Annotated in this window: 11 protein-coding genes; 5 read left to right on the top strand and 6 right to left on the bottom strand. The window is 65.4% G+C overall.

What is annotated here, in order from left to right; genetic code table 11:
• Window positions 1-310: 310 nt before the first annotated feature.
• The 4 genes from ACO48X_RS08725 to ACO48X_RS08710 all read right to left on the bottom strand — a co-directional run bounded on the left by ACO48X_RS08725 (window position 311) and on the right by ACO48X_RS08710 (window position 3,265).
• Entirely contained in the window at window positions 311-742 is a 432-nt protein-coding gene (locus ACO48X_RS08725) for a hypothetical protein (RefSeq protein WP_485001697.1), read from the bottom strand.
• A 155-nt stretch (window positions 743-897) separates the two neighbouring features.
• Window positions 898-2,484 carry a hypothetical protein gene (locus ACO48X_RS08720; protein ID WP_485001696.1) on the bottom strand — a complete coding sequence of 529 codons (1,587 nt, stop codon included), beginning with the start codon at window positions 2,482-2,484 and terminating at the stop codon, window positions 898-900.
• Complete coding sequence (locus tag ACO48X_RS08715; RefSeq protein ID WP_485001695.1) at window positions 2,484-2,801, bottom strand: type VII secretion target; 318 nt, start codon at window positions 2,799-2,801, stop codon at window positions 2,484-2,486. The genes ACO48X_RS08720 and ACO48X_RS08715 overlap by 1 nt, the downstream gene beginning before the upstream one ends.
• Window positions 2,798-3,265: a YbaB/EbfC family nucleoid-associated protein gene (locus ACO48X_RS08710; protein WP_485001694.1), complete on the bottom strand. Its 468-nt coding sequence runs from the start codon at window positions 3,263-3,265 to the stop codon at window positions 2,798-2,800. The genes ACO48X_RS08715 and ACO48X_RS08710 overlap by 4 nt, the downstream gene beginning before the upstream one ends.
• A gap of 438 nt (window positions 3,266-3,703) precedes the next feature.
• Here ACO48X_RS08710 and ACO48X_RS08705 point away from each other — a divergent pair, with 438 nt between their 5' ends.
• From ACO48X_RS08705 to gdhA, 3 genes are all read left to right on the top strand, one after another.
• Complete coding sequence (locus ACO48X_RS08705; RefSeq protein ID WP_485001693.1) at window positions 3,704-4,657, top strand: ABC transporter ATP-binding protein; 954 nt, start codon at window positions 3,704-3,706, stop codon at window positions 4,655-4,657.
• Window positions 4,658-4,671: 14 nt separating this feature from the next.
• Window positions 4,672-5,529 (top strand): ABC transporter permease, encoded by an 858-nt coding sequence (locus ACO48X_RS08700; RefSeq protein WP_485001692.1) that lies wholly within the window; start codon window positions 4,672-4,674, stop codon window positions 5,527-5,529.
• A 343-nt stretch (window positions 5,530-5,872) separates the two neighbouring features.
• Window positions 5,873-7,210, top strand: a complete 1,338-nt coding sequence (gene gdhA / locus ACO48X_RS08695; protein ID WP_485001691.1) for an NADP-specific glutamate dehydrogenase — start codon at window positions 5,873-5,875, stop codon at window positions 7,208-7,210.
• A gap of 72 nt (window positions 7,211-7,282) precedes the next feature.
• On the opposite strand, the gene ACO48X_RS08690 is transcribed toward gdhA, so the two are convergent.
• Together ACO48X_RS08690 and ACO48X_RS08685 are read right to left on the bottom strand one after the other, a co-directional pair.
• Window positions 7,283-9,565 (bottom strand): PTS fructose transporter subunit IIABC, encoded by a 2,283-nt coding sequence (locus tag ACO48X_RS08690; RefSeq protein ID WP_485001689.1) that lies wholly within the window; start codon window positions 9,563-9,565, stop codon window positions 7,283-7,285.
• Window positions 9,566-9,908: 343 nt separating this feature from the next.
• Window positions 9,909-10,889, bottom strand: coding sequence for a 1-phosphofructokinase family hexose kinase (locus ACO48X_RS08685; protein ID WP_485001687.1), 981 nt, complete (start codon window positions 10,887-10,889; stop codon window positions 9,909-9,911).
• A gap of 325 nt (window positions 10,890-11,214) precedes the next feature.
• Between ACO48X_RS08685 and ACO48X_RS08680 the strand changes: the two genes are divergently transcribed.
• Window positions 11,215-11,598 (top strand): sterol carrier family protein, encoded by a 384-nt coding sequence (locus ACO48X_RS08680; protein ID WP_485001686.1) that lies wholly within the window; start codon window positions 11,215-11,217, stop codon window positions 11,596-11,598.
• 31 nt (window positions 11,599-11,629) lie between these two features.
• On the top strand, window positions 11,630-12,480 hold an 851-nt coding region (locus ACO48X_RS08675; protein ID WP_485001685.1), incomplete at its 3' end, for an RNB domain-containing ribonuclease.

Here is a 12,480-nt window from a genome sequence, read left to right as displayed (position 1 = left end):
GTCCCTTGAGAAAGAGCATTCGCAGAAGGGACGCTCGCCTCCGGCAGCTCGCGCACGAGACCGCCGAGGCTGCCGGAGGCGAGCAAGGTCCGAATTGCTTTCCTGCAGGCGGCCGTGGACAGGGTCGAGCCGGTGAGTTTGTGGCAGGCGTCGGCGCCTGTATAGGGCAGAGCCGACTGTAGGCTGAAACCGCATGGCAGGCCTGCTTCACGTGATGAGAGGCGGGTCGTGTCCTTTGTATTGATGCCAAAGCGAGGCGGAGGGCGGCCCCGTCTCGGGAGAGCCGCCCTCCGCATAGAGTCCAAGTGTCCTAGAGCTTCTTCAGACCTTCTTCGACCGCCGGCCAGTTGTCGCCGTCGAAATCGATCTTCCAGGGGCCGTAGTCGGCGTCGTAATTGGGTATCCAGACAAAACGCCTGTTGGAGTCAAGCCCCAGGAACATGGCGGTCCAGTGGTCGAAGCCCGCTTCCATCAGCGCTTTAAGCCAGTACAGAGCTGCTGTGATCAGCTCTCCCTGCTCCTTCTCGGAGATCCAGCTGTCATAGTGTTCGTCTCTCCACACGACTTCGGAGTAGGTAAGAAGGTTGTTGGAGCTGCGATCAAAATTGAGGAGCAGTCCGAGTTTGCTCCATCCCTTGGCGGTTTCTTGGGCGGCTCTGCTGAGAATTCCCAACAGTTTGAATGTGTACTCGTCGTTTATCTTTTGTGAAGGCGGCAGTTTGCTGACATTGGATTCGGTCATTGGGGCATCGCCTCGTTTCTGTCAGGCATTGTCTCTTGGGTTGCCGTGTGAAAGGCAAAACGCTTTGCTGCGGCGTCGAATCAGTCGATTCGACGTGTCTAAGCTAGGCGCCAACGTCAGGCAACATTTTACCAAGGGAATTCAATGGAGGATGGTCAATTGGGGAAGAAGGTCGGAGGCACGATCGTCGATGTCGAACCGTTCGTGCCGATCGTACTGCTTGAGACGTTGAATCCCGAAGGCCGCCCGCCGGCGTTGTGTCCAACTTGCTCAACGCTGAACTGACGCGGGCCTGAGGCGTCGAGCGTCGGCCCCTCGAACTGCGTTCGGAAGCTGCCTCGATTGAGGCTTCTGTCCTGAGCGGCGAAGTTCAGGCCGTTTTCTTGGTTTTCCAGATCCTTGACAAGTTTCTGGTCTCTCGGAGAAAGCTCTTCGAATGCGTCGCTCCAAGTCTGCGCCGGATGGTTGGGGTCCGCCAAGTTCTGCCTCATCGTGGCGAGAGGCTCTTGCGCCGCCGCGTGTCTGCCGCCGTAGGCGTCGTCAAAGGGGAACTGTTCGTCGAGCAGTCGCGCCCGCGTGGGCGGCATCACCTGGACGTTCGCCATGTGGCCCGCGTCGTCGGTCGTTCCTTTGAGCCCATGGGCGTCCCTGAATGCGGAGCGATCGTCTGCGTCGAGCCTGCTGAGGCCTCCTCGGTGGTGATGATTGACGTCGCCGGGTGTCGTGTCTCGGCGTGCATTGACAATGTTGTCTTCATCGAAAACGCCTTCAGTCATCGTTACATTGCCCTTGGAGTCGAGATGATAGTCGACGTAACTGCCGTTTCCGTCCGGGCCTCCGTTGTAGGGCCATCGTCTTTCGACGCTTCCCCCGGGGTTTATCGGATCCGGTTTGGGAGGCATCTCGATGCCCTTCGATCCGCCGGGCAAGGCGTGGCTCATCGAAGAGGCGACGTCGTCGCTCTGCTTGATGGCGTCGCTTGCCGCCCCGCCCTTGATGTTCGCCATGGCGTCTTTCAGACGCGTGAACAGGCCCGACAGGTCGTCGGAGAGCTTCGAAAGCCTCTTTCCCGAGGACAGAAGATCGTCGACGTACCTGCGGAGTTTGCCCGCCCATTCCAAGGCCAAAGACGCGATGTCCGTGACAATCTTGGGGGCCAGGGCTCCGCAGGAAATGGCCAATTCGACAGCTTTCGCCGCAATGGCCGCGACAATGTCGGCGATCGCGTCGCCAACCAAGACGTGGACGACGTGGACGATCGGCGAAGCCACACCCAGGGCGGTGGACATTGCGTTCGAGCAGGTTCCGGCGAGTTCGACGTGCTTGGCGATGTCGGTTTGCAGGGCGCTGTAGGCGGCGATTCCCATGCCTTCTTGCCCCTCGAGGTCGCCTGCCACGGCCCCGGCCAGATCGGCGGAGTTGGTTTGCAGCGACTCGCCTATGGACGTCCATGTGGCCGCGAAGCTTTGGACTTCTCCCGGGTTGCCCGCGAGCTCGTTCAGCCAGTCCTTGAGCGGCGACATGTGGTCGAGAAGCCACGAGATTCCCCACGACATGAGGGTTTGGAGGGGATCCGACACGAGTTGCTGCACGTCCATGGCTGTGCCGAAGGCCGCCAGGGATTCGGCGACCCAGGAGTTGCTTTCCATGGCTTCGTTGAGGTCCTGCCCGTCCTCGATGAGGCCGAGGCCGGACAGCGGCGAGACTTCCGCGGGGCCGGACACCGACGCTTGGGCCGCCATCACTGGCCTCCCATGAGCGCCGTGATCTGGTTGATCGTCTGCGAGTTCATGACGTCGGCGTCCTCGTAGGAATCGGCCGCCTGCTTCAAGTCGCCCACCGTTTTTTCAACGGCCCCGGCGGCGGCGTCGATCGCGAGGTCGGCGACCGTCTTGACTGCCGATAGCGGCGGGACCATGAACGAGCACAGGATGCCGAAGGCTCCCCCTCCGAGGTTCGTGGCCGCCGAGGCTGACTTCGCGCTGGCCACGCCGTCGCTGATGTCGGCGACTTTCGCCGCGTGGGCCCGCAGCACGGCGGGCTCTACTTTCACATTCATCTTTGCCTCCATAGGTTTGAAATCGCTTTGTGGAATCGGTCGTCGTCGGTGCTGCCTTCGTCCGCGAGGCGCGTGCGCATCTGCCGCACGCCTTCCTTTGCGACGGCGGAGTCTTCGCCGAGTTCGTCGTAGACCAAATCGGCGTAGCTGTCCGTCATTTTGCGGCGGGCTTCGCGGAATGTAGACATGATGAGGGCGGTCAATTCCTGGGTCTTCAGTTCTACGGCGTCCTCGGCGAGCCCGATGTCCACAAGTCCGCCGGCGTTGTTCACAGTTATGAAAACCCTGCCGTCCTCGCTTTCGGCGCTTCCCTCTAGGCTGTTTACTTTTTGCATGAGATTTTTTGCGCGGAGGAGATTCTCCTGCGCCTCGGTCATTTTGCTGTCGAGCGTGCTCTGCGCGCGATCAATACCCGAAAACTCTTGGAGCATCGTTCCCTTCTTGTGGCTCTTGGTTTTCTTCATTGGTGTTAAGACCATTCTATGGGGTTGTGCGTGTCATTCGGAGCTGTAGATCTCCCCAAAGCCCCCAATGCTGAAAAATAGTTAATGAACGCTTCACTAAGGCATAGATGTAATTGGCTGCTTTCGAACGGAAACATAGATTTTTTGCGGAGAAGCCCTTGGGGTGAGGGGCGAGATTTTATGGGGGTGTGTCGTGCCTCGGCTGGGCCGGCGTCCATTTTCGTCGGCCAAAAGCATACCGTTCGGAATCGAATCTTGCCCGCGTCCGGTTTGCCCTCAAACCGCGAAACTTCTCAACTTTGTCTGTGTTCGGGCCGGGGCTCGAAGCTTTCCTCCATACCGCCTCGCTTGCGTCGGGGCAATTCCGTGATAATCTGTTTGGCATATACCGAACGGTATTTGCTTTGCAAGACATGAAGCGAAAGGAAGGGGAACGCGATGGACAAGGTTCTCGCCGTCCAGGACCTGCACAAGCGCTTTGGCTCCGGCTCGCGCCTGGTTCGGGCGAACGACGGAATCACGATGGACGTGAAAGCCGGCGAGGTGGTCGGAGTCCTCGGCCACAACGGCGCCGGCAAGACGACGCTCGTCAATCAGGTCGTCGGGCTGTATAGACCGCACTCGGGTTCGATCGCCGTCGGCGGCGTCGACGTCGTGGCCGAGCCGGAGCTTGCCAGGCGGCTCGTAAGCGTCCAGGCGCAGGCGAACGTGCCGATCACCGGCATCAGCCCGCGCAAGGCGATTGAGCTGACGGGAAGGATTCGAGGGGGCCGACGCCGGGCGATGCGCGCCCGGGCCGGCGAACTGATCGACGTCCTCGACATGGGGGAGTGGGCGGACAAGCTCGCGGAGAAGGTCTCCGGCGGCGTCGCCCGCCTGGCCGCCTTTGCCATGGCGGTGGCCCAGCCGGGGGCGCTCGTCGTCCTCGACGAGCCGACCAACGACGTCGATCCCGTGCGAAGGCGCCTGCTATGGGACGAGGTTCGCCGGGTTGCCGAGCGCGGGGCGGCTGTTCTGCTCGTCACGCACAACGTCCGAGAGGCCGAGCGGGCCGTCGACAGCCTCGTGCTCCTCGACCACGGAAAGATCCTCGCCTCGGGAACGCCCGCCTCGGTCGTCTCCCAATTCGGCGACGGGGTGTACATAGACATCGACGTCGAGCGCGGGCGCGAACCGGCCGTTCCCTCGGCTTGGCCCGTCGAGAAAGTCGATCCGACGCACATCCGCGTCAAAGTCCATGAGAGCGAGGTGGCCGACGCCGCCGGTTGGGCCGTCAGAGCCCACGAAGCGGGGGAGATTTCCAGGTACGAGATCGGACCGGTCTCGCTGGAAGAGGTATACGTGGCGCTGACGACCGACGGCGCGGCGAACGCGGAGGAGAAGGCGGCATGACCGGAGGAGGCAAAATGATCGAAAAAGGCGGCGTTGCTGCGGGCAACGCGATTTCCGCGGGCGGTCCGAATGCGGGAGGGCCCTCGAAAGCCGCAGCGGGCAAGCCCATTGCGCCCGGCGCATCGGCCAACCGCGCGGTGGGGCCTTTAGGCCAGATCGGCCTGTTTATGCAATGGCAGTTCAGGCGCCATTCAGTCATGACTCCGGTGATCATCGTTTTGCAGCTGTTCATCGCCGTCACCGTGGTGTTCGGATACAGCTACATCATCGGCGACGTCGGGCGTCAGGAAAGCCTGTACCTTCTGACGGCGGGTCCCACGCTGTCCATCCTCACGCTCGGTTTTGCGCTGACCACGCAGGCCGTCGGGACGTACCGAACCGAAGGGAGCTTCGACTGGATGCTCACTCTGCCCCTGGGCCGGCTCGCATTCGTCCTCGGCGACCTTTTGGTGTGGGGCCTTGTCGTGCTGCCCGGGCTCGTGATTGGGGTGGGCGTGGGCGCGCTCCGCTTCGACGTCGACTTGTCGATCACGTGGTGGTCGGTTCCCGGCGCCATGCTGGTCTCACTCATCGCGGCCTCCGTCGGGTACACGGCGGCCGTTCTGCTCCAGGCGCAAATTGCGATGCTCGTCGGCCAGCTGTGCATCTTCGTCTCGATGATCTTCGCCCCCATCACCTTCCCCGTCGAGAGGCTGCCGCAATGGCTCCAAACGGCCCATCAGTGGCTCCCCTTCGAGCCGATGGCGCAGGTCATGCGGGGCGGCATCGCCTCCGAGGACTTCTCGGTTCCCGGGCGCTCGTGGGTCCTCCTCGCCGCGTGGGGCGTGGTCGGCCTGTTCGCGGTGACGGCCGCGCTGCGGCGTCGAAAGTGAGGTTGCGCGCCGCGGCCTCGGAAGCGAGGCCCGCGGCTTAGGCGGAGCGGGGCCGGAGTAAGGCCCGACGTCGCCGCATCGGACGCGGGCCGAGCCGGATCCGGGGCCAGCTGCTCATTCACGCGGGCGGCTGGCCCTTTTTCGGCTACGCGGGCGGCTGGCCCCTTTTCGGCTGTTTTCCTGGCTTTTCAAGGGGCCGTGACTAAAAACACGTAGTTTTCCCGCTCAAATAGTGAAATTTCTTCACTTGGTAACGAAACTCCCGCGCATAATTATGGACGAAGTAAAACCGACCCGGGGCGGGCGCGCGGTTCACGTTGCCGCCCGGCAGATAGGAGCCACAATGAATGCGCAGGTTGAGAAAGTCTACGAGCAGGTTGTCGCGCGCAACCGCGGCGACCTCGAATTCCACCAGGCCGTGCGCGAGGTTCTCGACTCGCTCGTGCCGGTGATCGAGAAGCAGCCGCAGTACGCCGAGAACGGGCTTCTGGAGCGCTTGGTCGAGCCCGAGCGGCAGATCGTCTTCCGCGTGCCGTGGGTCGACGACGCCGGAAACGTCCAGGTCAACCGCGGCTTCCGCATCGAGTTCAACTCGGCGCTCGGCCCCTACAAGGGCGGCCTGCGCTTCCATCCGTCGGTCAACATCGGAATCATCAAGTTCCTCGGCTTCGAGCAGATCTTCAAGAACGCCCTGACCGGCCAGGGCATCGGCGGCGGCAAGGGGGGATCGGACTTCGATCCGCACGGCAAGTCCGACGCCGAGGTCATGCGTTTCTGCCAGTCCTTCATGACCGAGCTTTCCCGGCACATCGGCCCGAACACCGACGTCCCCGCCGGCGACATCGGCGTCGGCGGCCGCGAGATCGGCTACCTTTTCGGCCAGTACAAGCGACTTCGCAACCGCTACGACGCCGGCGTCCTCACCGGCAAGGGCCTCGGATTCGGCGGCTCGCTCGCGCGCACCGAGGCCACCGGCTATGGGACGGTCCTCTTCGCCCAGTCGATGCTCGGCACGAAGGGCGACTCGCTCGAGGGCAAGACGGTCGCCGTCTCCGGCTCGGGCAACGTCGCGATCTACGCCGTCGAGAAGCTCCAGGCCCTCGGCGGCAAGGCCGTGACGATCTCGGATTCCTCGGGTTACGTGGTCGACGAGGCCGGCATCGACCTTGACCTGCTCAAGCAGGTCAAGGAAGTCGAACGCGGACGCGTGGCCGACTACGTCGCCCGCCGTCCGGGCGCCAAGCTCGTGGCCGACGGCAGCGTGTGGGACGTTCCGGTCGACGTCGCCCTTCCCTGCGCCACCCAGAACGAGCTTGACGACAAGGATGCGGCCACGCTGTTGAAGAACGGCTGTGTGGCCGTCTCCGAGGGGGCGAACATGCCCTCCACCCCGAAAGCCGTCGAGGCATTCCAAGCTGCGGGAATCCTATACGGCCCCGCAAAGGCGGCCAACGCCGGCGGCGTGGCGACCTCCGCGCTGGAAATGGAGCAGAACGCCGGACGCACGCGTTGGGATTTCGCCACCGCCGAGAAGAAGCTTGCCGGGATCATGGAGGAGATCCACGGCGCCTGCGTCGAGACGGCCGAGTTCTACGGCAAGCCCGGAGACTACGTGCTGGGCGCGAACGCGGCAGGCTTCACGAGGGTGGCTGACGTCATGATCGCCCACGGCATCGTCTGATTCTTCTGACTCAATTTCTTTGCGGGCAGCCGGGAAGCGGCCGCCCGCAAACCGTTGAAGGCGGACGTCGGTTCAGGCGGCCGCCGTCTGCTTTTCCTTTCCGAGGCCCCTTTTCTTGTCGCCGGCGCCCTTCTCATAGTTCAGGCTCTTCAAAAGGATGACGAGGGCCGCCGTGACCGCCATGCCGGCCAGGATCGCCAGGGCGAATCCGGCGAATCCGTCGATCGCGAAGGCGACGAAGACCCCGCCGTGCGGGGCGCGGGAACCCACGTGCATCAGCATCGTCAACGCGCCGGTGACGGCGCCGCCTGCCATGGTCGCGGGGATGATCCGCAGCGGGGCGGCCGCGGCGAAGGGAATCGCCCCCTCGGAGATGAACGAGGCTCCCAGAAGCCACGCCGCCCTGCCGTTTTCCCGCTCCCCGCTCGTGAAGAGGCGGGGGCGAACCGCGGTGGCCAGTGCGAGGGCCAGCGGGGGAACCATGCCAGCGGCCATGACCGCAGCCATGATCTCGTAGGAAGCGGCGGTCTCCGCCGCCAGGCCGGCGGTGGCGAAGAGGTAGGCGGATTTGTTGATCGGGCCGCCCAAGTCGAAGCACATCATGAGGCCCAGGATGATCCCCAGGAAGACGGAGCCTCCGCCCTCGCTCATCGACTTCAAACCTTGTTCGAGGTTGTTCATGAGCGCTTCCAGAGGCCGGCCCAACAGCATGTACATGACGGAGCCGACCAGCAGCGTCGTCGCCAGAGGGATCACGACCACCGGCATGAGCCCGCGCAGCCAGCGCGGAGTGCTCAACCCGGTGAGCCACGAGGCGACGTATCCGGCGAGTATTCCGCCGATGAGGCCGCCGATGAACCCCGAGTCGACGGCGACGGCCACCGCGCCCATGGCGAATCCGGGGGCGATGCCCGGGCGTCCGGCCAGGCCGAAGGAGATGTAGCCGGCCAGGGCGGGCACGAGGAAGCCCATGGCGGCCGTGCCGATCATGTAAAAGACGGCCCCAAGGTAGGCGCAGAAGGGGGAGCCGAACAGAGCGTGGGGCGCCCACATCGTGTTGGCTTTCCCGCCAACGGTCTGGGCGATGTCGGGAAGGTTCCACAGGGACGAGTGGGAGACGATGTTCTTGGCCACCTCGACCTTGGCGCCGTCGTGCTCGAAGCCGCCGATGTCGTATCCGCCGAAGAGGTACCCCAAGGCGATGAGCAGACCGCCCGCGGCGACGAAGGGGATCATGTAGGACACGCCCGTCATCACAGCTTGCTGGAGCCTGCGCGCCCAGTGGACGTTCTCCTCCTCGGCCGCCCCCTGCGCGGCGCCCGCGCCCGCCTGGACTCGCTTGGCGTGCGGGTCCTCGGCGGCGGCCAGCGCCTGATCGACGAGCGCTCCGGCGTCGTCGACGGCGGCCTTGACGTCCACGTCGACGACGGGCTTTCCGGCGAAGCGCTCGATCCCCTTGATCGGAAGGGAGTGGGCGAAGACCACGGCGTCGGCCCGCTTGACGAGCTCGGGGTCGAGGGCTTCGATCTTCCCCGAACCCTGGCCCTCGACCGCGACGGTGACGCCGCGTTCGCTTCCCGCGCGCTCCAGGGCCTCGGCGGCCATGAACGTGTGCGCGATGCCGGTGGGGCAGGATGTGACGCCGACGATCACCTTCTTTCCGGACCGAGGGGCTTGCCCGCCGGCGGGCTTTCCCTGTTTTCCCGGCTCCGCGGAAGACGAGGCGGTCTCGGCCTTTGACGCGGAGGCCTCGAGTGCCGGGGCCGCTTTGGAGGCCGCGGTTTCTTCCACGGCCTTCGAGGCCGCGTCCTTTGCCTGCCCCGCGGACGAGCCTGCGGGCGGGCTTTCGGCCTGCTCCGCGGACGCGTCGAGCAGCTCGGGCTGAACCTGTCCGGTGACGATGCGGGCGACCTCCTCGGGGGTCTTCGCCGCGCGCAGCGCGCCTGTGAACGCGTCGTCCATGAGCCCGCGCGCCAGCTTGGCCAGAAGCTGGAGGTGGACGTCGTTTGCGCCGTCGGGGGCTGCGATCATGAAGACTATGTCGGCCGGCCGGTCGTCGTCCGCCCCGAAGTCCACCGGCTCGGCCAGTCGGGCGAAGCCAAGGCTCGCGGTGAGCACATGGGCGCTGCGGCAGTGCGGGATCGCTATGCCGCCGGGAATGCCGGTGGGCGCGGTCGCCTCGCGTGCGAGGGCGTCTCCGGCCAGGCCGTTGGCGTCGTCGGCGCGCCCGGAGTCCCCGATTTTGCGCGCGAGGAACTTGATGACGTCCCTTCGGTGCGCCCCTGGCGCCGCGTCCAGCGCGACGAGCGCGGGAGTGATGAGCGGCGTCTGCTCGTTAGGGTGGTGCTCGGTCATTGTGCCTCCTTTTATTGCTTTTCCTTTGGTTGTTTTTTGGTTTTATGTGGAGAAATTTGGTTTTGTATGTTTAATTTTTGTCGCGTATTTAGGTTTGACTATGGATTAAAAATTTTTGGGGATTGAGTGTAGGTCTGCGCGCAGATTCTATGAAGATTTGCGTGAATATTGTTGTATATGTTTATTCGGCTGTGAATTGGGTGTGCTTTGAGCTATATGCCTGTGGTCGGGTCGGCTCCTGTTTCTGCTTTTGGGTTGGGTTATGCATTTGCCTGTGGAGCGCGGCTTGCATTCGGCGACGCCGGACGGGGCACAGCGGGATCTCGACGCGCAATAAACGGGTTCAGTCGAGCCGGACGATCTCAGAGGCTCGCGCTGGCAGATCGCGCGGCGTGGGCAAGGCGGTGCCGGGAAGGCTTGCCGCGGCCGAGCCGTACGCCATGGCGGCGCGCAGGCGCTCGGTCTGCCCGCCGCCGCGGACGTCGGCCAGGATGTACCCCGCGATGGACGAGTCTCCCGCGCCTACGGTGGAAACGACAGGAACCGAGGGGGCGGTGGCGCGCCAGGCGCCTTCGCCGGTGGCCAGAACGGCTCCCGCGGGCCCCAGGGTCGCCAGAACGGCGCCGATCCCGAGTTCCACGAGGACACGCGCGGCCTCGGCCACCGGACCGAAGTCGCCGGCGACGGCGGCGTCCTCCAAGTCCGTCGCGCCTCGGCCGGCCAGCTGAGCGAGCTCTTGCCCGTTGGGCTTGATCAGGTCCGGCGCGCAGTCCGGAAGGCCGGCCGCCAGGGCCGCAAGCGGGGCGTCCGAGGTGTCGACGGCGATGCGCACGCCCAAAGGCCGGAGCAGGCCGACGAGGCGGACATACCAGTCGACTGGGGCTCCAGGCGGAAGCGACCCGGAGAGCACGGCCCAGCTGCGCCCGTCCGAGGCGGAGCGCAGCTCCTCGGACAGCGCGGCCTCGACGGCTGCGACCTCGGCCTCGCTCAGGCCCGCGCCGGACTCGTTGAGCTTCGTCGTCGTTCCGTCAGGCTCGGTGACGGCGGTGTTGATTCGGGCCGCCCCGGCCACGGGAACGGCCCGGCAGGCCAGGCCCGGCAGGCCGAGGGAATCGATCGCCCTGAGAAGCGGGTCGTCCGACGCGGCGGGGACGAGGGCCGTGGCCTCCTGGCCGGAGGAGGCCAGCACGCGGGCGACGTTGACGCCCTTCCCGCCGGGCTCGACCGTGACGGAGCCCAGACGGTTCACGGCCCCGCGCAGCAGCGGGCCCGGCAGCGTGACGGTGCGATCGAGAGACGGGTTTGGAGTGAGGGTGACGATCATTTGGCGGAACCTTTGTCGAACTTCAGAGGGCATAGGCGGCAAACGGGGCGGACGGGCTGCAATGCGCGGACCTCATTGGCGCGGACGGCGGCGAGGGGAACGCTTCGGCGTCGGCCCGCCGGCGTCCCCGGGCGTGCGGCGCCGCGTCCTCGCCGGGCGCGTTCCCTTGTTGTGCCCGCCCAAATCGGCGATGCCGGCCTGATTCTCCGCCTACGTGTCAGTTTACGCCTGTTCGCGCTGTTTTTGTGTGGTGAATACATGACATGTGAGAGAGCGGGGCGGGTGGACCGCGGGATTGCCCCGGCGCGGGTATAGCCTTGGGAGCATGCCGGGAACAATCGAACCGCATGAGGCCATGCCGCTTTTAGCCAGGGCCGCGGCCGGAGACGCCTTGCAGGCGGGCCAGGCCCGCACCGCCGCCCGCTTCGCCCTCCGGGAGCTTGCGCAGCGCTGCCCGGGGCGCAGCGTCGAGGTGCGAGTTCCCTTCGCCGGGGCGGTCCAGATCGGCCGGGGGCCCGCCCACAGACGCGGCACCCCGCCCAACATCGTCGAAATGGAGGTCGGCGTCTTCCTCGACCTCGTCGTCGGCTCGCTGACCTGGAGCGAGGCCGAAAGGTCGGGAAAGGCGACGGCGTCCGGGGCACGGGCCGACCTCGGTCCCTGCTTCCCGCTGTTCGCCGACGCAACGCTAGACCGCTGGGCGGAGTGACAGCCTCCTTTGGCGCCGATAGGCTGAGTCAGTGCCACAACGTCTCATCAAAACGAACGTCGCCGGATCCCGCGCGGTCGCCGGGGCACTTGCCGCACTGAGGGAAAAGCTCGGAATCGCAGCCGGCTTCCCCGCAGAGGCCGCAGCCGACGCCGAACGCGCCGCCGCCCGGTGGAAAGACGACCCCGATTTCCGGGCCCGCTTCGTCGACCGGTGCGACATCCCCTTCGTCACGGTCGATCCGGCCGGCTCGCTCGACCTCGACCAGGCGTTTTTCATCGAGCGCGAAGGCGACGGCTACCTCCTTCGATACGCCGTCTCCGCCGTCGGAACGTTCATCGAACCGGGCGGGCCGCTGGACGGGGAAACCCACCGCCGCGGGCAGACCTTTTACGGACCCGACGGCTCGATTCCCCTCCACCCCGAGGTCCTTTCGCACGGCGCCGCCTCCCTGCTTCCCGGCGAAGAGCGCCCCGCCTACCTCTGGTACCACCACCTCGACGCCGCCGGCGAGCTCACGTGGACGTGGGTCGAGCTGGCCGCCGTCCGCTCCGTGGCCAAGCTCAGCTACGACCAGGTTCAATCCGCCCTTGACGGCGGCCCTCCGCTTCCCCCGGAGGTGAAGGAAGACCAGGTCGCGCTCCTCGCCGAAGTCGGCTTGAAGCGCCAAATCCTCGAGGCCTCCCGCGGTGGAATCTCCCTGGCGCTGCCCGCCCAGGCGGTTGAGCCCCACAACGGCGGGTACCGGCTCTCCTACCGCACGATGACGCGCGTCGAGGAATGGAATGCGCAGCTGTCCCTCGTGACGGGCATCGCCGCAGCCCGGCTCATGGGAGACGCGAACGTGGGCATTCTCAGAACGATGCCGCCTGCCGAGCGGCG

The organism is Peptidiphaga sp., assembly GCF_057238965.1.
Note: the sequence above shows the minus strand (reverse complement) of the source record. Positions and strands in the feature narration are given on the sequence as shown.